Annotated in this window: 18 protein-coding genes; 13 read left to right on the forward strand and 5 right to left on the reverse strand. The window is 62.7% G+C overall.

The window, feature by feature from the left end:
• The first annotated feature begins 74 nt into the window (after window positions 1-74).
• From HQL98_06465 to HQL98_06500, 8 genes are all read left to right on the forward strand, one after another.
• Window positions 75-263 (forward strand): hypothetical protein, encoded by a 189-nt coding sequence (locus HQL98_06465; protein MBF0271686.1) that lies wholly within the window; start codon window positions 75-77, stop codon window positions 261-263.
• Window positions 260-733, forward strand: coding sequence for a hypothetical protein (locus HQL98_06470; protein MBF0271687.1), 474 nt, complete (start codon window positions 260-262; stop codon window positions 731-733). The genes HQL98_06465 and HQL98_06470 overlap by 4 nt, the downstream gene beginning before the upstream one ends.
• 68 nt (window positions 734-801) lie before the next feature.
• Entirely contained in the window at window positions 802-2520 is a 1719-nt protein-coding gene (sulP, locus tag HQL98_06475) for a sulfate permease (protein MBF0271688.1), read from the forward strand.
• A gap of 96 nt (window positions 2521-2616) precedes the next feature.
• Complete coding sequence (locus tag HQL98_06480) at window positions 2617-4074, forward strand: NADH-quinone oxidoreductase subunit M (GenBank protein ID MBF0271689.1); 1458 nt, start codon at window positions 2617-2619, stop codon at window positions 4072-4074.
• Between the two features lie 15 nt (window positions 4075-4089).
• On the forward strand, window positions 4090-7386 hold the full coding sequence (locus tag HQL98_06485; protein MBF0271690.1) for a DUF2309 domain-containing protein: 3297 nt from the start codon (window positions 4090-4092) through the stop codon (window positions 7384-7386).
• Window positions 7387-7433: 47 nt separating this feature from the next.
• Complete coding sequence (locus HQL98_06490; GenBank protein ID MBF0271691.1) at window positions 7434-8915, forward strand: hypothetical protein; 1482 nt, start codon at window positions 7434-7436, stop codon at window positions 8913-8915.
• A gap of 9 nt (window positions 8916-8924) precedes the next feature.
• Entirely contained in the window at window positions 8925-10433 is a 1509-nt protein-coding gene (locus HQL98_06495; GenBank protein MBF0271692.1) for an NADH-quinone oxidoreductase subunit M, read from the forward strand.
• Window positions 10430-11929: an NADH-quinone oxidoreductase subunit M gene (locus HQL98_06500; protein MBF0271693.1), complete on the forward strand. Its 1500-nt coding sequence runs from the start codon at window positions 10430-10432 to the stop codon at window positions 11927-11929. Before HQL98_06495 ends, HQL98_06500 begins: the two co-directional genes overlap by 4 nt.
• Window positions 11930-12068: 139 nt before the next feature.
• Here the strand turns inward: HQL98_06500 and HQL98_06505 are convergent, their stop codons facing one another.
• The 4 genes from HQL98_06505 to dnaB all read right to left on the reverse strand — a co-directional run bounded on the left by HQL98_06505 (window position 12069) and on the right by dnaB (window position 16675).
• Window positions 12069-12440, reverse strand: coding sequence for an SPOR domain-containing protein (locus tag HQL98_06505; GenBank protein ID MBF0271694.1), 372 nt, complete (start codon window positions 12438-12440; stop codon window positions 12069-12071).
• Window positions 12437-13984: an SPOR domain-containing protein gene (locus HQL98_06510; GenBank protein MBF0271695.1), complete on the reverse strand. Its 1548-nt coding sequence runs from the start codon at window positions 13982-13984 to the stop codon at window positions 12437-12439. The genes HQL98_06505 and HQL98_06510 overlap by 4 nt, the downstream gene beginning before the upstream one ends.
• A 151-nt stretch (window positions 13985-14135) precedes the next feature.
• Complete coding sequence (gene alr, locus HQL98_06515; protein ID MBF0271696.1) at window positions 14136-15281, reverse strand: alanine racemase; 1146 nt, start codon at window positions 15279-15281, stop codon at window positions 14136-14138.
• Between the two features lie 5 nt (window positions 15282-15286).
• Window positions 15287-16675, reverse strand: a complete 1389-nt coding sequence (dnaB, locus tag HQL98_06520) for a replicative DNA helicase (GenBank protein ID MBF0271697.1) — start codon at window positions 16673-16675, stop codon at window positions 15287-15289.
• 133 nt (window positions 16676-16808) lie between these two features.
• Here dnaB and radC point away from each other — a divergent pair, with 133 nt between their 5' ends.
• Both radC and HQL98_06530 read left to right on the forward strand, forming a co-directional pair.
• Entirely contained in the window at window positions 16809-17510 is a 702-nt protein-coding gene (gene radC, locus HQL98_06525; GenBank protein ID MBF0271698.1) for a DNA repair protein RadC, read from the forward strand.
• 124 nt (window positions 17511-17634) lie between these two features.
• Window positions 17635-18402: an ankyrin repeat domain-containing protein gene (locus HQL98_06530; protein MBF0271699.1), complete on the forward strand. Its 768-nt coding sequence runs from the start codon at window positions 17635-17637 to the stop codon at window positions 18400-18402.
• 31 nt (window positions 18403-18433) lie between these two features.
• Here HQL98_06530 and fur read toward each other — a convergent pair whose 3' ends face one another.
• Complete coding sequence (fur, locus tag HQL98_06535) at window positions 18434-18865, reverse strand: ferric iron uptake transcriptional regulator (GenBank protein ID MBF0271700.1); 432 nt, start codon at window positions 18863-18865, stop codon at window positions 18434-18436.
• A 191-nt stretch (window positions 18866-19056) separates the two neighbouring features.
• Here fur and HQL98_06540 point away from each other — a divergent pair, with 191 nt between their 5' ends.
• Genes HQL98_06540 through HQL98_06550 form a run of 3 tightly spaced genes read left to right on the forward strand, consistent with a single transcriptional unit; the run spans window position 19057 to window position 22105 of the window.
• Window positions 19057-19887, forward strand: a complete 831-nt coding sequence (locus tag HQL98_06540) for a hypothetical protein (GenBank protein ID MBF0271701.1) — start codon at window positions 19057-19059, stop codon at window positions 19885-19887.
• Window positions 19884-20927, forward strand: a complete 1044-nt coding sequence (locus HQL98_06545) for a cation transporter (GenBank protein MBF0271702.1) — start codon at window positions 19884-19886, stop codon at window positions 20925-20927. Before HQL98_06540 ends, HQL98_06545 begins: the two co-directional genes overlap by 4 nt.
• Window positions 20924-22105 (forward strand): acylneuraminate cytidylyltransferase, encoded by a 1182-nt coding sequence (locus tag HQL98_06550; GenBank protein MBF0271703.1) that lies wholly within the window; start codon window positions 20924-20926, stop codon window positions 22103-22105. Before HQL98_06545 ends, HQL98_06550 begins: the two co-directional genes overlap by 4 nt.
• Window positions 22106-22318 lie beyond the last annotated feature (213 nt).

The following is a 22318-nucleotide window of genomic DNA, read 5'->3' on the forward strand; positions in this document are numbered from 1 at the left end:
CTGCATGCAATCGTATCCGCATCGCGTGTTTTTTCGGAAGCGAGTGTTTTTCAAGTCTAAGGAGAGACCCAGCCATGTCCGGTTTGAAAGCGTCCCTGGAGCAGCATTGGATGGCCATCGCGTTTGCCGAGGCCGGAGAATGGGAGACGGCCCGAGGATTGATGGATCCCACCCCTCCCGATCCCCGCAAGCCGACAGGAGAGCCTTCCGCGGCTCCCCGTCGTCAAGGGGAGCGCCTGAAACCGGTGGGCGTTTCCCGATGATGGCCCATTCGGCCACGCTGGAGCGTTTTTTATCCGCCACGGCCTTCGCCGAGGCCGGAGAGTTCGACACCGCCAGGGAACTGGTGCGTGAAATGCGGGATATTTTACTGGTGTTGCGCCACGGCGAGCCTCAAACCGGGGTGCTGGTCACCGCCAGCTCCATGATGGAACGTCTGGACGCCGGGGTGGAAATTCTCCTCGCCGCGCCCCCGGAGGGGGAGACCCAGACCTTGACCCGTTTTCTGGAGGATGTGGCCCGGCAGGGTCGTTCCGCCCGGTTGCTGCATCGTCCCGGCCTCTCCTGGAAGGCGGTGCTGGCCCATGCGGGGGCGGTTTCCGGGATTGTGTGCATTCTCGTGGAATCGTTGGAAAAATGGGGCTTGCAAAGCCATCCGGAACGGCGGCGTCCACCCCCCTGGAGCCAGCGTCTGCCCTGTCCATTGGTGGTGGCTTCCCCCCTCGGACAGTGACCGTTCCGACTTTATTTGAGTCGCATCCCCCTTGTTTCATGCTTTTGAGGATGGTTTCCATGTTTTCCATGCGCCGGTTGTTTCCCTTTATCGCCTGGTTTCCCATGCGCCGCGAGGCGTTGCGGGCCGATGCCCTGGCTGGCATCACCGTGGCTTTGGTGCTGATTCCCCAGTCCATGGCCTATGCCAATCTGGCGGGATTGCCCGCCTATTACGGCCTGTACGCGGCGTTTTTGCCGGGTGCCATCGCCGCCTTGTTCGGATCGTCCCGTCAGTTGGCCACCGGACCGGTGGCGGTGGTCTCCCTGCTGACCGCCTCGGCCCTGATGCCCTTTGCCCAGCCCGGCAGCGAGGGCTTCGTGGCCCTGGCCATCCTGATGTCGTTTCTGATCGGGGTGATCCAACTGGTGCTGGGGATGTTGCGCCTGGGAGTGGTGGTCAATTTTCTCTCCCATCCGGTCATTCTGGGCTTTACCAACGCGGCGGCCTTGATCATCGGCCTGTCGCAACTGTCCAAGATTTTCGGCGTCAAGATGGGACGCAGCGAACACTTCCTGAATGACATCTGGGGGGTGTTGCAGCAGTTGCACGCCCTCCATTGGCCTACCCTGGTGTTTGGCGTGGGCTCCTTTGCCCTGATGTGGATGCTGAAAAAACGTCACCCGGCCCTGCCCAACGTGCTGATCGCCGTGGCCCTGGCCACCCTGGCCAGCTGGATGGTGGGCTTCGAGGCCATGGGAGGCAAGGTGGTGGGTCAGATCCCCAAAGGACTGCCCTCCCTCTCCTGGCCCGATCTGGATCCCCGTCATGTGGGCAGTCTGTTGGGTACGGCTTTGGTGATCTCCCTGGTGGGCTTCATGGAGGCCATCTCCATCGCCAAGGCCATGGCCGCCCGCACCCGGGACAGCATCGATCCCAATCAGGAGTTGATCGGACAGGGATTGGGCAATCTGGTGGGGGCCTTCACCCAGTCCTATCCCACCTCCGGATCGTTTTCCCGCTCGGCGGTCAATCTCGACGCCGGGGCCAAAAGCGGTCTGGCGTCGGTCTTCACCTCCCTGATGGTGCTGGTGGCCCTGCTGTTTCTCACGCCGCTGCTGTATCACCTTCCGGAGGCGGTCCTGGCCGCGGTGATCATGATGGCGGTGGTGGGATTGATCAATGTTCACGCCATCCAGCACGCTTGGCAGGCCAGCCGTCACGACGGGGCGGCGGCCATTGTCACCTTTTTCGCCTCCCTGGCCTTCGCCCCCCATCTCGATCAGGGCATCTTTCTGGGCGGGGGACTGGCCATCGTGTTGTATCTGTACCGTTCCATGAGCCCCAGAGTGGCGTTGCTGGGTCTGTTTCCCGATGGCACCTTGCGGGATTTGGCGTTCAACCCGGAACTGCCCACGGATCCCAAGATCATCGTCATACGTTTCGATGGTCAACTGTATTTCGCCAACGTCTCCTACTTTGAAGAGACGGTCTTGAACGCCGTGGCCGCCAAACCCCAGGCCCGTTTCGTGCTGCTGGTGGGCGACGGCATCAACCAGATGGACGCCTCCGGCGAGGAGGTGGTGCGTCATCTGGTGGAGCGCATCGAAAAAAATGGCATGGTCATGGTCTTTTCCGGACTGAAACGGCAGATCCTCCAGGTGATGCACGCCACCGGACTGTTCGATCTGGTGGGCGGCAGCCGCAACATCTTCGCCACCGAACAGGCGGCCCTGAACAGCATCTACGATCGGCTGGGTCGCTCCGAAGACCGTCCCCTGCTGCCTCAGGTGGATTGTCCCGCATGAACCGTTGACTTTTCCATTGGAAAATTGAGAGAAAAGTGGGAGTGTCCGGGGTGGACTCATCCTCCCCGGGATTTCTACTCTTTTTGTTTGCCGGCCATGAAGCCTCTTCTGACACTTTTGTTGTTACCTGTGTTTGGCGCGGTCCTGATGGCCGTGCTTCCCCCCCATCGGGCCCGTGGCGTGGCCATCGGCACCGCGCTGGCCACCCTGCTGATGACCGTGTGGGTGGCGGGTCGGTTCGTGGTGACCCAGAGCGGACCCCAATTGCTGGAAAAAAACCTGTGGCGTCCCCAGTCCGGCAGCTATTTCGCCCTGGGGGTGGATGGGCTGTCGTTGCCCATGGTGCTGCTGGCCGCCTTGTTGTCCCTGGTGGCCATTCTGGCCTCGGGAGGGGTGACCAGTCGGCTCCGGCCCTATTACAGCCTGTTGCTGCTGCTGGAAACTGCCATGCTTGGGGTCTTCATGTCCCAGGACTGGTCGATTTTCTACATCTTCTGGGAACTCACCCTGCTGCCCCTGTTTTTCCTGATCAACACCTTCGGCGGCAAACGGCGCAATCAGGCGGCGTTGAACTTCGTGCTTTACACCATGGGGGGATCGGTCTTCATGCTCATCGGCCTGCTGCTGGCCTATGACGCCTCCCAGCTCCACACCTTCTTCATGACCGAAATGGCCGTCGGATTGCGCGGCGTGGCCCGGGAACACCAGATTCTGATCTTTTTGGGTTTTTTGATCGGTTTCGGGGTCAAGATGCCGATTTTCCCGTTGCATGGCTGGCTGCCGCTGGCCCATGTGGAAGCCCCGAGTCCGGTGAGCATTCTGCTTTCCGGGGCGTTGCTGAAAATGGGTTCCTATGGCCTGCTGCGGGCGACCATGATGCTGCCGGACGCGGTGGTGGCCCTCCAGGAATGGCTGGTGGTGTTGGGTTTCATCAATCTGATCCACGGGGGGGTGCTGGCCTGGAGACAGGTGGATCTGAAACGGATGATCGCTTATTCCTCCGTCAGCCACATGGGGGTGGTGCTGTTGGGCATTGCCACCTTGACCCGGGACGGCATCACCGGCGCCATGCTTCAGATGGTCTCCCACGGTGTCACCGCCGGGGCGATGTTTCTGGTGGTCGGGCTGTTGTACGAACGGACCCATACCCGTGACATCCGGGATTACGGCTCCTTGACCCGGGTGGCGCCTCGGTTTTCCTTTTTTGTCGCGGTGGCCTTCATGGCTTCGGTGGGGGTGCCGGGCACGTCGGGTTTCCTGGCGGAGTTGCACGTGATGATCGCCGGACTGGAACGTTGGGGCTGGCCGGCGGCGTTGTTGAGCGTCGGCATGCTGGTGAGCGCCGCCTACGCGGTGCGTACCGCCGGTTGTCTGTGTACCGGACCGGAACAGCCCAGACTGGGAGAGTTGGCCCCCATGGGGCGGATGGAACTGGCCGCAGCCGGACTTCTGGTCGTGTGCATCGTGGCTCTGGGGGTGTTGCCGGCGCCGTTGCTGGATCTGATGAATCTCTCTTTGACCCGGTTCGGCGATCTGTTCGCCGGACGGTTGTGATCCGGGAGCCGCACCATGGCCCATGAGGATGACGTTTCCGCCACCCCCCCCACCCGGAAAGAGCGGATCCACGCCGCGCTCCACCATCTGGAACACCTGGTGCCGGGACAGGCCTCCATCACCGATTTTGTCCACCATAATACCCTGCATGGTTTTCAGCATCTGCCCTTTCCCCAGGCCCTGATCGAGGCCAAACGTTGGACCGGGATCCATGGTTATCTGCCTGCGGAGCGGTTTCGCGCCCTGTACGCCTCGGGACGGATCCGCCGCGTCGATCTGGAGGCGGTGATCGGATCCGATCCGGAACTGCGGGCCGCCGAACCTCTGGGACCGACCCGGCGCGGGGAGGTGATCCTGTTGAAACTCATCCACGGCATCGATTCCATTCCGGCCCGGCAGTTGGCCTGGGAGATCGAGGAGCGGGGCGCCTTGGAGCGGTGTCAGCCGGGGATGGACGCGGCGGTTCGGGCCGCTTTCGCCGTTCCCGACGAGGCTGCGGCGGTGGGAGGGCTGTGGCGGGTCTGTCTGGAACGGTTCGCATTGAGCCATCACGACTGGTACCGGGAGGAGCGGCTCGATCTGGCCAGCGAAGAGGAGCTGCTGTTTTCCGGAGACGGGGAACCCGGGGAGGATCCCGAGGCCCAACGGCAGGTGATCGAGGCGATTCGCGCCGAGGCGGAGCGGTCATGGGAGGCGTTGTCGGGTCGGGTGGGGGAGGATCTGACCTTGCGGGGTCTGCTGCTGGCTGTGACCGGCGAGGATGTGTTGGCGTCGATTCGTCCCTATCTGGTACGTTTTCTGGCGTCGTTTCTGGATCTGGGGGTGGCGCCGTGGCCGTTGCCGCTGCGGGAGGCGGGATTTTATACCGCCTGGAAGCGCTGCGCCGAAGGGGAGATGGTCCAGGCCTTGGAGGAGCTGCCCGACTGGCTGGATCATCTGGCGGAACTGCCGGAGCAGGCCATGGAGGCGATAGAATTCTGTCTGCTGCGGCTGGGTCTGCCGGAGGAGCGTTGGCAGGGCTATCTGGAACGGCTGGCGTTGGAACTGCCGGGCTGGTCCGGCATGGTGACCTGGAGAGGTGCCCGTCCCGGCTACGGGGGGAGCGAGGCCAGGGTGGCGCTGGTGGATTATCTGGCGGTGCGGCTGGTGCTGGAGCGGTTGTTCGCGGTGCGTCTGTGTCGCGCCCAGTGGTTGCTGGAGCCGACCTTGCAGAGTCTGGGGCGGTATTTTCAGCGTTTTCGCGGGGAATTCTATGCCCGTCGGGTTTTGTTCACCGGGGAGTTGCCGGAGTTTTTGGCCACCCGGGCCACCCGTTTGGTGCAGCGTCCTCCGGAGGAGTCCGGATTGGCCAAGGAGTGGCGCAAGCTGGCTTTTTTGATCTGGACCCAGACCGGGGGCGGGAGTGCCGGTCAGGGGGGTGGGGCGAGCGGCAAGGTGTGGCCGTTGTTTGTGTTGGCCCAGCATCTGGGGGCGGGGGCCGACACGGTGCGCAACTGGGACGAGGCCACGGTGGAGTCCCTGTTGTCCTGCATGGCCTCCCTGGATGAGGACACTGCCGGATTCATCTGGCTGCGGGCCTATGAACGTCACTACCGGGAAGGGATTTTCGCCGCCTTGGTGGCCAATCACGGTCGGGGGCGTTGGGCCAGCCGTCCCACCCGTCCGGCGGCCCAGGTGATTTTTTGCATGGATGACCGGGAGGAGGGGATCCGCCGTCACCTGGAAGAGGCAGACCCGGAGATCGAGACCTTGGGAGCCGCCGGATTTTTCGGGGTGCCGGTGCGCTGGCTCGGCCTGGATGATACGGCTCCGGCGGATTTGTGTCCCGTGGTGGTGGTGCCGGCCCACGAAGTCCACGAACAGCCTGCGCCGGGGGCGGAAGAGCGGGTGCGGCGCCATCGGCTTTGGCGGGGCTGGCGGGAGCGGTGGAACCGGTTGTTCATCCGGGAGAGCCATCGGGGATTGATCCTGCCGGCGTTGCTGCCGGTGGTGCTGGCCCCCTGGGTCTGGTTGATGCTGCTGGCCAGAGGATGGTTTCCCGGTCAGTTGGGCGGCGTGTTGGAGCGGCTGGTCGTGGGCATCGATCCTGGCGTGCCCACCACCGTGACCCTGAACGCTCCGGAAAATGCCCCCCCCGCCACGTCCGGACGGCCCCGGATCGGGTTCACCCGGGCAGAGCAGATGGGCCGGGTGGCGGGATTTTTGCGCACCATCGGCCTTACCGACGGCTTCGCCCCGGTGGTGGCGATTCTGGGCCACGGGGGGCACAGCCAGAACAATCCCCATCTGGCCGCCTACGATTGCGGAGCGTGCAGCGGTCGTCACGGCGGTCCCAATGCCCGGCTGTTCGCGGCCATGGCCAACGATCCCCAGGTGCGTCAACAGCTGGGGGAGCAGGGGATCCACATTCCGGCGGATACCTGGTTTGTCGGCGGGGAACACGACACGGGTTGCGAACGGATCGACTGGTATGATCAGGATGTCTGGCCCCCGGGCCATCATCCCGTCATGCAACGGCTGATCGTCCGTCTCGACGCGGCCCGGTTGGGTTCGGCCCACGAGCGCGCCCGTCGTCTCGCCTCGGCTCCCCATGGTCCTTCGGCCCGGCGCGCCCTGGCCCACATGGGGCGGCGGGGCAGGGATTACAGTCAGGCCCGCCCCGAGCTGGGCCACGCCACCAACGCCGTGGCCTTGATCGGTCGCCGTTCGGTGACCCGTGGGGTCTTTTTCGACCGGCGCATGTTTCTCATCTCCTATGATCCCACCCGGGATCCGGATGGGACCATCGTGGAGTCCATTCTGCTGGCCGCCGGTCCGGTGGGGGCGGGGATCAGTCTGGAATATTATTTTTCCAGCGTGGACAACGAACGGTTCGGCTGTGGCACCAAGGTGGCCCACAACCTCACCGGACTGTTCGGGGTGATGGATGGCACCGCTTCGGATCTGCGTACCGGCCTGCCCCGGCAGATGATCGAAATCCACGAGGCCATGCGTCTGCTGGTGGTGGTGGAGCAGCGTCCGGAGGTGCTCACCGGGATCTATCAGCGTCAGGAGCCGATCCGGGAACTGGTGGGGCTGGGCTGGATCGAACTGGCCTGCATTGATCCGGATACCGGAGCGATTCACCATTTTTCCCCCCGGGAGGGGTGGCGACCCTGGGAGCCTGTGGGTGATCCGGTGCCGGTGACGCCCCGATCCGCGGCGTGGTATGCGGGGTGTTCGGATCCGTTGCCTCCGGCCTTGATCGGGGACAATCAGACGGCCAACAAAGGAGAACGATCATGTCCTGGCGTGACGGGTGGATCCTGCTGATTCCCATGCTGCCGTGGCTGGCGGCCTTGTGGATCGGGGTGGGACTGATGACGGGGCGGCGGCAGGGGGAGGCGTTGGAACGCTCCACCGCCTGGATCGCCCTGGGCGCGGTGGGAGCCGCCTGCGTCGGGGTGCTGGTTTTGGACGGATGGTTTTGGCTGTTCGGAAACCTCGGCCATCGGGTTTTGGCCCCTTGGCTGACCAGCGGACCGGTGCGGGTCTCCATCGGCGTGCTGATCGACACCCCGGCCTTGATTCTGGCCACCCTGTCGGCGGCGGGATGTCTGGTCACCGTACGTTTTTCGGTGGACTACATGCATCGGGAGCCGGGTTTTCATCGTTTTTTCGCGGTGATGTGTCTGTTTGCCGGGGGCATGCTCTGGATCGCCCTGGCGGGCAACGCGGTATTGACCTTCGTGGGCTGGGAGGTGGCGGGGCTGTCGTCTTATCTGCTGATCTCGTATGCCCGGGAACGGGCCGTCGCCGCCGAAAATGCCACCCGCGCCTTTGTCACCAACCGCTTCGGGGATGCGGGATTGATTTTCGGCATCGCCATGGCCCTGTCGTGGGGGGAGAGCGTGGAGTGGCCGGTGATCTTGCAGGCGGTTCCTCCGGCGGGCACCCCCCCCGTGCCCATCGTCTTGACGGGATTTTTGATCGCCGCCCTGGCCAAGTCCGCCCAGATTCCCTTTTTGGCCTGGATCGCCCGGGCCCTGGAAGGCCCAACCCCCTCCAGCGCCGTGTTCTACGGCTCCCTGATGGCCCATGCCGGAGCCTTTCTGGCGATCCGGCTGGAACCGCTGTTGTGGCGTTCGCCCTTTTTGATGGGCATTTTGCTGCTGCTCGGTTTGAGTACCGCCGTGCTTGCGGCGGCCATGGGACGGGTGCAGACCGATGTCAAAAGCGCGTTGATCTGTTCCACCCAGGCTCAGATCGGATTGATCTTTTTTGAATGCGGGGCCGGACTGTTCGAGGTGGCCCAGTGGCATCTGGCCACCCACGCCTCCTGGCGGTTGTATCAGTTTCTGCTGGCCCCTTCCTATCTGCAAAGGGGAGGCATGCGGGTTCGACCCGTGCCCGGCTGGCTCAAACACAATCCTGCCTTGCACAACCTGTTGCTCAATCGCGCTTGGTTTGAATCCCTGGCCGATGCCCTCGTCACCCGTCCCACCCTGGCTTTGGCCAGGGATGCCCGACTGTTCGAGGAGGTGGTGGTCAACCGCATCGCCGGACGCCCCATGCGGGAGAGCATCCTGGCCAGCCGCGCCGAATGGGCCGATCCCGAAGCGGTCGCCAATCCCGAGGTGGCCACCGCCACCCAGGGGCGGGGTCTGCTGGGTCGTCTGCTGGAAGGAGCGGCCCGCGCCTTGTCGTGGTTCGAGGAGCGACTGGTCCTCAACAGCAGTGGCGATGGCCTCATCAAGGCGCTGGCCTTTTTGGGGGGCTACCTGACCCGCGCCGAGACCTCCCTTGGTCAGCCCCGTTATTTGATTTTGTTGGTCGTCTTGACTTTTCTGGTGATTCTGTAGGGTGCCCCCATGGCTGTTGTGGACTCTTTTCTGCTCGGATGGCTGCAACTCGTGCCGGTCATCGGTGCGGTGGCCTTGCTGTTTGTCCGGCACAATCGATTGGCTTGGCTGATCGCGCTGGGCTGCGCCGGGGTCGAACTGGCCCTGGCTTTGTGGTTGAATCACCTGTTCGACCCGCAGCAATCCGGCTGGCAGTGGTATCGACGCCTGCCGGTGACGGATTGGCTGGTGCAGGTGTCGGGGGCCGACGGGATCACCGTTTTCTTCGTGCTGCTGACGGCGTTTTTGTCTCTGCTGGTGGTGCTGTACGGGGGATTGGTGCGCCATTTCACCCGGCTGCCCCGTTTTTTTTCCGTGGTGCTCGGCTGCGAGGCCGCCTTGATGGGGCAGTTCGCCGCTTTGGACCTGATGTGGTTCACCCTCATGGCCGGGTTGCATACCCTGTTCATCGGGTATCTCTTTTCCACCTGGTCCCTGTCCACCGATGAACGCTCCGCCATTCACCGTTATTATCAATTCATGGGTACCAGCCTGCTGCTGCTCCTGGCCGCCGCCGTCATGCTCGGCTGGAATCACGCGGAATCTGCCAAAGGCGCCTGGTCCTTTGAATTGACCCTCCTGCTCCAGGATGAACGCTCCTCCTATCTCCAGGGGGTGATCTTTTATCTGTTGTTTTATGGTCTGGCCATCCGGGTGCCCCTGTTTCCGTTTCACGGCTGGCTTCCCCAGGTGATGGAACACGGTACCGTGGCTTCGGCCATGGTGCTGCTCCTGGGCCTGAAAACCGGCATCTATGGCATGTTGCGCTTTTTGATACCCCTGTTTCCGGACGCGGTCTGGAGTTGGCGGGAGTATGTCATCGTCATCGCCGCCCTCGGCATCTTCTACAGCGCCCTCCTGGCCCTGGTGCAGACCAATCTGCGCAAACTTCTCGCCTATGCGGTGGTCAGCCATACCGGCCTGCTCGTGATCGGCCTGTTCAGTCTCCACCCCCATGCCTTCCAGGGAAGCATCATGCTCACCGGCTCCTTCGGGTTGGCCATCTCCACCCTGATGCTCATGGCCGGCATCGTCCATCAACGCATCCATGGCGTCTCCCTGGAGCGGCTCGGGGGACTGTTCACGCCTCTGCCCCTGGTGGGTGTGGCTTTTCTGGTGGCCGCCCTGTCGGTGGTGGGCATGCCCGGCACACCGGGTTTCGACGCGGTCCATCTGCTGCTGGAAGCCGCCATCGACCGGTTCGGCGCCCTGGTCACGGTGCTGGCGGCGCTGGGCAACGTGGCTGCCGCCTCCTGTCTGCTCTGGGCCTTTCAGCGGGCCTTTCTGGCCACCCCGTCTCCGAGTCTGCCTCCGGTCGCCTCCCTGCCACGGGCCACCTGGGCTGAAAAAGGATTGGCCGCCGTGCTGGTGATGGTGCAACTGGCCTCCGGATTCAACGCGGATCCCTGGCTCGATCTGGTCAAGAATGCCTCGCAAACCCTGGCCGCACCCTACCTGGAACGGGGAGAACGGCCATGACGCTCCTGGATCTGCCGCTGCTCTCCGGACTGATCGTCCTGCCCATGGCGGGGGCTTTGGGGGCCTGGATCGTGCCCAATGGCCGTCTGGCCCGTCGGGTCGCCCTGGTCTGTGGAACCCTGGAGCTGCTGTTGGCCCTGGCCGCGGTGGCGGCCATGGATTTTTCCCTCTCCGGCTTTCAACTGGTGGAGCGCCATACCTGGATTCCCACCCTGGGGGTCACCTATCTGGTGGGGGTGGATGGCCTCTCCGCCCTGTTTCTGCCCGCCAGCGCATTGTTGTTTCTCGCCACCCTGGTGGCCAGTTGGAATCTGGCCAATCGGGTGATGCCGCGCTTTTATTTCGCGTTGCTGCTGTTTTTTGAAGGGGTGACCATCGGGATTTTTTGCGCCCTGGATACCATCCTGTTCTTTTTCTTCTGGGAATTGACCCTGATTCCCATCTATTTTCTCATCGCCTTGTGGGGCATGGGCCCCAATCGTCGGCATGCGGCGGTCAAGTATACCCTGTTCATGCTCGCGGGGGGGGCGGCGTTGCTGTTCGGTCTGCTGCTCACCACCCTGGCCCATCCCGGTCCCCACACCTTCGACCTGACCCGCCTGCTGGCCGCTCCCCTCTCCAAAGAGGCCCAGTGGCCGATTTTCTTTTTGTTGCTGATCGGTTTCGGGGTCAAGATTCCCATCGTGCCGCTGCATGTCTGGCTGCCCATCGTGGCCATGGAAGGGCCGGTGGTGATCGCGGCCATCATGACCGGGCTGAAACTGGGGGCTTATGGTCTGCTGCGCTTTTTGTTCCCCCTGACCCCCCTGGTGGCCCGGGAACTCCATTGGCTGCTGACGGGCATCGCCGTGGTCACCATCGTCTATGGCGCCCTGTCGGCCCTGTCCCAAAGCAATCTGCGTCGCCTGCTGGCTTTTTCCAGCATCGGCCATGTGGGACTGGTGGTGTTGGGACTCTCCAGCTTCACCCTGGCGGGGGTGCAGGGGGCGGTGGCCCAGTTGCTCAACTTTTCCCTGATCTCGGGGGGGCTGTTTCTGTTGGCGGGATTCCTCCACCAAAGGCTCGGCTCCACGGATCTGATCCATCTGGGAGGCTTGTTCCGACCGTTGCCGGTGCTGGCGGGATTTTTCCTTTTTCTGGGGCTGGCCGGCATGGGCATGCCTTTGACCTCGGGTTTCCCGGGGGAGTTGTTGTTGCTGACCAGCGCGTTGCGGGACCATGTGGGTTCCGGATTGGCCGCTTTGGGTGGGGTGATTCTGGGAGCGGGTTATTTTCTGGGCTTTTATCGCAAGGCCTTTCTCGGCCCCCTGGGCACCCGCGTGCCCGGGGATCTGCCTGCTCTGCTGCCCCGGGAACTGGCGATCCTGATGGTGTTCGGGTTGCTGATTCTGGTGGCCGGCTGGTTCCCGGATCTGTTTTTGCTGGATCCCACCCGGGCCGCGGCTCGGGCATGGGTGGAGCAGGTGGGAGTTGCCACCGTGGTGCCCATGCGTTGACGAAAGAGCGTGCCGGAAGGGTGTCATCGTGGCGACTGGCCAGAAAAATCCCCCCGGTTGATGATCTTTGAAGGGAGAATCAAAGACCGTCAACCGGGGGGCGGGGAGAAAAGGCGGTTTGGATTGAAAACCGTGTGGCTTAGTGGACCGGCAACGCCTTGGCCAGGACACCGACTTCTTTGTGGATCGAACTCACTTTCACATCGGCTTCACGCTGGGAGGAGTAGGGGCCCACCATCACGTGGGTGTACTCTTTGCCGTTGATCGTGGAAACCTTGGTGTAGGAGGTGATGCCACGCTCCGTGAGACGACGACGCAGTTGGTTGGCGTTTTCCGCATTGCTGAAGGATCCGGCATTGGCCACGAACTCTCCGGCATGGGAAGCCGCGTTCTCTTTGGCCTTGGCGGTGGTGGTCTCCTTCTTGGCCGGCGTTGCGGCTTTGGCGACTTCTTTCACCGGAGCCTTGGCGGTTTCCTTGGCCGGAGCCGTGGCTTTGGCGACTTCTTTCACCGGGGCTTTGGCGGTTTCCTTGGCCGGAGCCGTGGCTTTGGCGACTTCTTTCTCACCGGAGCCTTGGCGGTTTCCTTGGCCGGAGCCGTGGCTTTGGCGACTTCTTTGACTTCCTTCGCGTCTTTGGCTTCTTTGGTCTCTTTCACCGGGGCCGTGGCTTTGGCGAGTTCTTTGACCGGAGCGGAGGCCTTGGCGATCTCTTTGATCGGAGCCGCGGCTTTGGTGGTCTCTTTGTGGACCGGGGCCATGGCCTTGATGATCTCTTTGGCCGGAGTCGTGGCTTTGGCGTGCATCTCCTTGGCCGGGCTCTCCTTGGAGGCCGTGGGTTTGGCAGCCGTCGCCGGTTGCTTGACCGCATTCTTGGCCGACTGGGGATTGGCCTCAGGCATGCTCACCGAACGGGCTTCGATGCCGGTGCGCTCCTTGATGGTGGCCACGGCCTGACTCGCCAATTCCGCATTGGCGAAAGGACCGGTCAGCAGATGATGCACCGTGTGGTTGTTGAGGGTGCTTTTGCGCAACCGTACCGGAATGCCCGCATCCGCCAGCTTCTTTTGGATCTTCTCCGCGCCCATGGCGTTGGAGTAGGATCCAGCGGTCACCAGGAAATGACCATCCGCCTGGGCCTGGGGGAAACCCGCCTTGGCTTCGGAGTGGGTCGCCGGAGCGGCTTTGGCGTCGGTTTTGGTCGCTGCGGTCGCCGCGATGGTGGCGGGCTTGGCATCGGCTTTGGTCGGCGCGGCCACGGCTTTGGCCTCGGCGGCGTGGGTCACGGCCTTGGGCGCGGGCAACGGGGCCGCCTTGGCTTCCGCTTTGGTCACGGAGACCGCTTTGGCTGCCGGAATGGCGCTCTCCGCCCCTTTGACCGGCTCGCTCTTGGCCTGGATCACCGGCACCTGACGGGATTCCTCCGCTTCGATCTTCGCCGGGTTGGCGTGATCTGCGGCATTGGCCGTCTCGGCCAGGGAGGGGGGATCCATCTCCGCGCTGATGGCGTCTTCCATCATCTCTTCGGTGGGTGTCGCGCCGTTTTTGGCGAGGGTCTCCCGGGCCGGATTCTTGTCGTCCATCCTGGCGGCTGCGGCAGGAGGATTCATCGGCATGGCCGTCGGGGTCGGGATCGTCTCGATCCTGGCGGTGGTCTGGGCGCTACCCTTGTTGAGTTCCGTTTCCGGATGGGCGGCGACGGGTTTGCTCTCCGCCTTGGGGGCGATGGCCGCCATCTGGGCGTGGGCGTTGGCACCGGATTGGGCCGGCAGGGTGATCGGATTCGCGCTGGTGCCCAGCTCGGCTCCGGCGATCACCACCGATTTGGTTTCCGTGGTCTGGGCCGTGGGCGGGGAGGCCTGATGCCAAACCATGATCGTGACCACACCACCCACCACGGCGGCGATCAACGCTTCGGACAGATGCTTGCCAATGCGCTTCCGGCGTTGGATGGTTGCCGCACGGCGTTGACCCTCGGTGGGCGCGATGAACACATCGGGCTTGGCTTGAGGGGGTTCTTGACGGGAGGGGTCCAACTCATTTGTGGCGCCGGTCACAGGAATTCTCCTTTGCTCTGTAGTCTTCAAATTGCCGTCCTTGGTATGTCGAGGCGCGGCGGTTGGGATGTGCAGACCTTTAGAGCAATTTGTGTGCCGTTTGAAATTGACGATACCCAGAAACGGGAAAAAACGTAACAAAGACGGTTGATTATGGGAGGTCAGTCCGGTAGTGCCGCGGTACCCGGGCACCCAAACGACACAAAACCTCATAGGGGATGGTCTCCATCCAGTCTGCCATCTCTTCGACACCGATGAACTCCCGGCCATCGGTGCCAAGCAGGGTAACCTGGCTTCCTGCAACGGCTTTTGGGATGTGGGTCACATCCACCAGGGTCAGATCCATGGAGATGCGGCCCACCACCGGAGCCCGACACCCCTGTGTCAAAATTTGAGCGCGTCCTTTCAACAGTCGCCCATACCCATCCGCGTAACCCACCGGCAGCAGGGCGATCCGGGACGGTTCCCGGGTGACAAATTCGTGACCATAACCCAACGGGGTGCCCGCCGGCACCTCGCGGATCGACAGCACATGGGTCACCCAGCGCACCACCGGACGCAGGCCGTCGTCGCGCCAGTTGCGGCGGGGATAAAACGGCGAGGCGCCATACAGGATGATTCCGGGGCGGCCCCACTCCAGACGGGCTTCCGGAGTGCCCAGCAGACCCGCGCTGTTGCCGATGGAGCGGCGCAAGGTCCGACCCCGTGGTCCCAGACCCTCCACCGCCCGCAGCAGGGTGTCCAACTGCTGACGGGTGGTGGCCTGGCCTTCGATTTCGTCCGCCCGGGCCAGATGGGACAGAATGGAATCCAGATGGATGCCGGGCAGTGGATCCAGGCTGGCCACCACCTCGGACAAGCGGTCGGCGGAGAATCCCACCCGTCCCATGCCGGTGTCGATTTTGACGTGGACCGGAATCGGCGGCGCGTGCGGCCCCCGCAGCCGGCTCAGGCGACGGGCCGCCTCCAGATCGAAGATGACCGGCTCCAGATCCAGGGCGCACACCTGATGCTCCAGACCGGGAATGAATCCGGACAATAAAATGATGGGCAATTCGATGCCGGCGGCCCGCAACGGGATGGCCTCTTCCACCATGGCCACGCAAAAGCCGTGGGCGCCGGCGGCTGTCAAGGCCCTGGCGACGGGGACCGCGCCCAGACCGTAGGCATTGGCCTTGATCACCGGATACAAGGCGCAGCCCTCCCCGGCGCTCTGCCGGGCCACGCGGAAATTATGCACGATGGCCGCAAGATCGATCTCCAGCCAGGTGGGGCGTCCGGGAGGATGGGGAGTCATGGGGTTCAACCTCCGTGGCTGGCCATGTATTCGGTCGAGGCGTGGTTTTCAAAGCGGGTGTACTGTTTCTGGAAGGTCAGCCGGGCCGTGCCCGTGGGACCGTTACGCTGCTTGGCCACGATCACCTCCGCCAGACCCGCCAAGGAGGGATCGTTTTCCTTGTAGACCTCCTCCCGGTAGACGAACAGCACGATGTCGGCGTCTTGTTCGATGGAGCCGGATTCCCGCAGATCCGACAGGATCGGTTTTTTGTTGGGGCGTTCTTCCACCTTGCGGGACAACTGGGAGAGGGCCAGAACCGGAATGTCCAGCTCCTTGGCCAATCCTTTGAGTCCCCGGCTGATTTGGGAAATTTCCTGGACCCGGTTTTCCAGATCCCCGTCCCCTTGCATGAGTTGCAGATAGTCCACGATCAGCAGTTGGATGCCCTTTTCCCGTTTGAGGCGTCGGGCCTTGGCCCGCAGCGACATGATGGACAGGGTGGGGGAGTCGTCGATGTAGATGGGCGCCTGGGAGAGTTCCTGGGCGGCGTGGACCAGTTTGTTGTAGTCCGCGTCCTGGATCCGACCGGTACGCAGTCCCTGGGCGTCCACCCGGGCGGTGGAGGCGAGCAGACGGGTGGCCAACTGCTCCTTGGACATTTCCAGGGAAAAGACCGCCACCGGCGCGCCGTGATCCAGGGCGGCATTGGCGGCCATGTTCATCACCAGGGTGGTCTTGCCCATGGCGGGACGACCCGCCAGAATCAGCAGGTCGGATTTTTGCAATCCGGAGAGCAGCCGGTCCAGATCGGTGAAACCGGTGGAAACCCCGGTCACCAGTTCCTGACGGGACATCAACCGTTCGAGCCGCTCGAAAATGGGAGGCAGGATGGTCTTGACATCGGTATAATTGGAACGACGCTTGGCCCGGTTCTCCCCCACCGCGAAGATGCGCTGTTCGGCGGTGTCGAGCATGTCGTCCACGGTGTGGGTGGAGTCCCGGTACACCTCGTCGGCGATGGAGGAGGCGGCGTGTACCAGGGCACGCAGGATCGCCTTGTCCCGCACCAGATGGGCGTAGGCCTTGGCGTTGGCCGTGGCCGGAACCGTGTCGATGAGACGGGAAAAGTAGCCCGCTCCCCCCACGGATTCCAGTTCGTTGTGTTTTTCCAGATATTGTTTGAGTATGACCGGATCCGCCGGATCCCCCCGGTCCAGGATGGCCAGCATGGCCTGATAGGTGATCCGGTGGGCACCGACATAAAAATCTTCCGGCACCAAAATATCCGTGACCTGATCCATCACCGAGTTGTCCAGCAGAATGGCTCCCAGTACCGATTGTTCGGCTTCGTGGGAGTAGCTCGGACGGCGGGTGGGGGAGGAGGGACGCGACTCGGGATCCGGGGGTATCATGGAGTCGTCTGGCGGGGGTGCGTCGTCGTCGATCAAGGAGGCCTCCGGGCGCTCATCGTTTTGGATTGAAACCATCTTAAAGAAAGGTTCCCATGATACCACCTCGGACCGGTCCGGCATAGGAAGCGCATCCATGGACAAAAAACCCGATCACGCCGGACTGCATCACGGTCATCGTCAACGGCTGCGGCGTCGTTTTCTGGAGGAGGGACTCGAAGGATTCGAGGACCATCAGGTGCTGGAGCTGTTATTGTTCAACGTTTTGCCCCGTCAGGACACCAACGCCCTGGCCCATCTGTTGTTGAAGCGGTTTGGGGGATTTTCGGCGGCCCTGGAGGCCGATCCGTCGGATCTGGCCTCGATTCCGGGCATGGGAGAGGTGGCGGCGACTTTTTTGTCCCTGATTCCGTCGGTGACCCGGCGTTATCTCGAAGATCAGGCGGGCCGGGACAAGCCTTCCCTCAACGATCCGGACAAGGCTACCGCCTATGTGCGCGCCTTGACCGCCGGACGTACCGAGGAGGTGTTTTATGTGTTGTGTCTGGATCAGCGTGCCCGTTTGTTGTTTCCGGCGTTGTTGAGCCGGGGCACGGTCAACGAGGCCCATGTCCATCCCCGGCAGGTGGTGGAGGTGGCGTTGCGTCACAAGGCGGTGGAGGTGATCCTGGCCCACAATCATCCCTCGGGGAATGTCACCCCTTCGGCGGCGGATCGCCATCTGACCAAAATTCTGCTCCATGCCCTGACCCCCATCGGCGTGCGGCTGGTGGATCACCTGATTACCGCCGGGGATCGTTGTCTGAGCATGGCCAGAGAAGGGATTCTGGGGCTTTAGCGGGGATGGGGGAATCCGGTTTTTTTTGGTTGCAACCGGGGTGAATTGCACGGATCATGAGATTTCGTGTATCACAGGCTTTCGTGATGGCGCGGGTTTTAAGAGACAACCAAGGAGAGGGGGTATGGCGGACGATCAGAACGGGGTATGGGTGGTGCCGCAGGATGTGGAACGCCTGCTCGCGGAAGGCAAAAACCTCAATACCCGCGACGCCGAAGGGTGGACACCGCTGCATCGGGTCATCCAGGAAGGGGATGTGGCCCTGGCCGAGCGGCTGCTGGAGGCCGGAGTCGAGGTCAACGTGATCGATCCCCAACGCTGGACCCCATTGCATTGGGTGGCGGTGCGGGGTTTCGCCGGTCTGGCCCGGCGTCTGCTCGCCCTGGGGGCCGACCCCAACGCCCGGGACCGGGACAAGGAGAGTCCCCTCCATTGGGCCGCCTCCTGGGGTCATCAGGAGACGGTGCGGATTCTGCTCGACGGCGGCGCCGAGATCGACGCCCGGGATCGCCATGGGGAGACCCCGTTGTTTCAGGCGGCCCAGGAGGGGGATGTGGAGATGGTGGAACTGTTGATCGCCCGGGGGGCGGCGGTGGATCCCCGCAATGTCGATGGGGGACCGCCCTTGCATTGCGCGGTGTTTTACGGTCAGCCCGCCGTGGCCGAATGTCTGTTGGCCCACGGGGCCGAGATCGACGCCCGCAACAAGTTCGGCAAGACCGCGCTCCATTTTGCCGCCATCCGGGGCCGGGTCGATGAGGCGGAACTGCTCCTGGCCAGAGGTGCGGAGATCAATGCCAAGGATCTGACCGGTCGCACCCCCCTCATGGCGGCCCGGGAGAATGGTCGGGACGATATGGAAGTGTTGTTGCAGGAGCAGGGGGGAATTTAGCGTTCCGTTTGCTGGCCGTTTCGGGAAGATTTTAGAAGGATTGCCGGTTGGGACAGGTGGGATTCAGGCAGTCGGCATACAGGGAGAGGGCGTGATCCTGTACCGCGAATCCCCGTTCCCGGGCGATTTCGGCTTGACGGTTTTCGATCAGGGGATCCACGAACTCCTCCACCCGACCGCATTGCAAACAGACCAGATGATCGTGATGCGCGCCTTGATTCAGCTCGAAAATGGCCTTGCCGGACTCGAAGTGGCTGCGGGACAACAGGCCGGCGTGTTCAAACTGGGTCAACACCCGGTAGATGGTGGCCAGACCGATCTCTTCCCCGTCGGCGAGCAGACGTTTGTAGACATCCTCGGCGCTCATGTGTTGGCAGGTATCGGACACGAAGAGGCGCAAGACTTTCATCCTCGGTGCGGTGGCCTTGAGGCCGACGTTTTTGAGATCCTGGTTCATGTCCATGGTCCCTCCACAGGCTTAGTGCTTTGTCTTTTGTCAGGAATTTTCCCATCCGCGCGTCAAAAACGCAACCGGCATTGTATCGTTCGGAACAAATGCTTGAACTCCCGCCCTGACCGCACCATAATCGGGGCTGAACGGGGGAAAAAGGACGATTGTACGAACACTTTATCCATCGCGTAAGGAGGTTTTTCATGATCCATGCCATTGTGGCGCTGTTGATCGTCTTGGGCGGCCTGTTGATGCCGGCCACGGCCCGCGCCGACCTGCTGCTGTTGGTGCATGGCTATCTGGGCAGCGCGGCCTCCTGGGAACAGGGGGGCGTGGTGCCGGTGTTGACCACCCATGGTTGGGAACGGGCCGGGATTCTCAGGGCCGGTCCCGGAGGGGTGCAGGAGATTCCGGCTCCGGGTCGGATGGCGAAAAACCGCATCTATCTGGCGGAACTCCCTTCCATCGCGCCGGTGAGCGTCCAGGCGGATCATCTGGTTCCCGTGCTGCGACTGCTGGCGGCGCGTCACCCCCGGGAACGGCTGATTCTGGTGGGTCATTCGGTGGGCGGGGTGGTGTTGCGGCTGGCCCTGGTGCGGGGTGATGTCTCCAATCCCGCCGCGTTGATCACCATCGCCTCTCCCCATCTGGGCACGCCCCTGGCGGAGCAGGCTCTGGACGCCACCGACGACTGGGGACCGGTGGAGGTGATCAAGGATTTCTTCGGGGGTGGCGGGTATCAGACCCTCAAGGTCTCCCGGGGGCTGTATCTCGACATCGTGCGTCAGCATCCCGGTTCGTTGCTGTTTTGGCTCAACCATCAGCCCCATCCGGATATCCGTTATGTCTCCTTGGTCCGGGGCGGACCCATGGTGATGGGGGATATCCTGGTGCCGGGGATCAGCCAGGACATGAACAACATTCCGGCCCTGCGGGGACGCCGGGTTTCCTCCCGGCTTGCGGGCCAGGGGCATGAGCTGGTCTGGCCCGACGGCCATATGCTGGCTGCCGTGATCCAGGAGTTGGCCCCATGACCACCCACGCCGTTTGGCAGCATCAACACCGTTTCGGTCTGGACGAAAAACAGGCCGCCGAAAACCGCACCCATTGGGTGATCGGGTTGACCATGATCACCATGATCGTGGAGTTGATCGCCGGTTATCTCACCGGCTCCATGGCCCTGACCGCCGATGGCTGGCATATGGGCACCCATGCCGCCGCCCTGGGACTGGCCGCCTTTGCCTATGCCTTTGCCCGGCGTCACGCCGACAATCCCCGTTTCACCTTCGGTTCGGGCAAGACCGGACCTTTGGGTGGTTTCGCCAGCGCCGTGGCTTTGGCGATCGTTGCGTTGTTGATGGCGGTGGAATCCTTTCAGCGTCTGCTCTCCCCGGTGAGTGTGGAGTTCTCCACGGCGCTGCTGGTGGCGGTTTCCGGTCTGGTGGTCAATCTGGCGAGCGCCTGGCTGCTGGGGGGCGCCCATGATCATGGGCATCATCATGGCCATGGACACCATGACGATCACGACCATGACGATCACGACCATGACGATCACGACCATGACGATCACGACCATGATGATCATGCCCATGACGATCATGCCCATGACGATCACGACCATGATGACCATCCTGTCGTGCATCAGGACCATAATCTCAAGGGGGCCTATTTGCATGTGCTGGCCGATGCCCTCACGTCGGTGACGGCGATTGTGGCCTTGATCTGCGGCATGACCTTGGGGTGGGTGTGGATGGATCCGTTGATGGGGATCATCGGTTCGGTCGTGATCGGCGTCTGGTCTTTTGGTTTGATCCGGGAGAGCGCCAAGACCTTGTTGGACGCGGAGGACAATGGTCCGTTGCAAGACAAGGTGCGCCGTCGTTTGCTGGAGCATGGGGAGTGTGAAATCGCGGATTTGCATCTGTGGCGGGTGGGGCCCACCAGTCACGCCTGCATCGTGTCGCTGATCACCCACGATCCCCAGGGTGCGGATCATTACAAATCCTTGTTGCGTGGTATCGGCGGTCTGGATCACGTCACTGTGGAAGTCAACCATTGTCGGGTCTGTCCATGAATCTTCTCGCCATCATTCCCGCCCGTTGCGGAACCAAGAACAATCCGGGCAAGTATCTTCAGGAACTGGCCGGCAGACCTGTGATCGTCTGGTCCATCGAACACGCCTTGAGCTGTCCGGCGGTGACCCGGGTGGTGGTGGCCACGGATAGCGAGGAGATCGCCCAGGTGGCCCGCATGGCCGGGGGATTGCCCATGCTGCTGGCCACATCGCTGACCCGGGAGGGTACCCCTTTGGAATCGGCCCTGGCGCCCATTCTGGAGGAGTTGAGCAAAAAAGAGGGGTTTCATCCCGATGCGGTGATGATTCTCAATCCCAATACGCCGTTGCGTTTGCCTGGACGGGTCACCGCGGCCATCTGGCAGTTCGAGGCCGAGGGGGCCGACTCTTTGGTGAGTGTGTGCGCCACTCCGGCCTTGTTCTGGACCAACGCCCGCCATCCCCGTCCCGGTTATGATTTGCGCCACCGTTCCCGTCCCCAGGATCTGGGGGAGGACGGGCGGAGCTATCGGGAAAACGGTTCCATCACCATCACCCGCGCCGCCTTGTTGCGGGATTCTCGCAGTCTGGTGGGGGGCAGGGTCAGCCTGTTCATGATGGACGAGCGGGAGAGTCAGGAGATGGATGCGTTGGTGGTTCCCCGTCTGGCCGGAGAGTGGAGCGGAGAACGGGTGGGTGCCGAGACCGCCCGGGGCAATCCTTTGGAGTGGATGGACGCGGTGGTGTTCGATTTCGACGGGGTGTTGACCGACAACCGGGTGTTGGTGAGTCAGGATGGTACCGAGTCGGTCTATTGCAGCCGGGGGGATGGCATGGGGTTCGACATTCTGCGCTCCGCGGGCATTCCGGCCTTCATCATGTCCACGGAGACCAATCCGGTGGTGAGCGCTCGTGCCCGCAAGCTCAAATTGCCGGTCTTCCAGGCGGTCAAGGACAAGGGCGCCTCATTGGAGGCGTTGTGCCGGGAGCAGGGATTCAAACTGGAGCGGATCGTTTTTGTCGGCAACGATGTCAACGATCTGCCTGCCATGCGTCTGGCGGGATTTTCGGTGGCGGTGGCGGATGCGGTGCCCCTGGTGCGCAAGGCCGCTTGGCGGGTACTCAAGACGCCGGGAGGGGCGGGAGTGGTGCGGGAGTTGATCGAGACCGTGCTGGGCATGCCCGACGCCATACCCTGAGATCATTCCGGTTTCGGTATGCTCCACCAACGGGGTCCAGGGGCCATTGGCCCCTGGTGGAATCCAAGGGCGAAGCCCTTGGGACTTGTCGTGTTGAGGCGCGCTGCGCTTTTTTCGCAAAAGACGCGAAAAAAGCTGGTTTGAAAGCGCGCAAAGACAAAGACAAAGACAAAGACAAAGACAAAGACAAAGACAAAGACAAAGACAAAGACA

The sequence above is a fragment of the Magnetococcales bacterium genome, assembly GCA_015231755.1.
Taxonomy (GTDB): Bacteria; Pseudomonadota; Magnetococcia; order Magnetococcales; family Magnetaquicoccaceae; genus Magnetaquiglobus.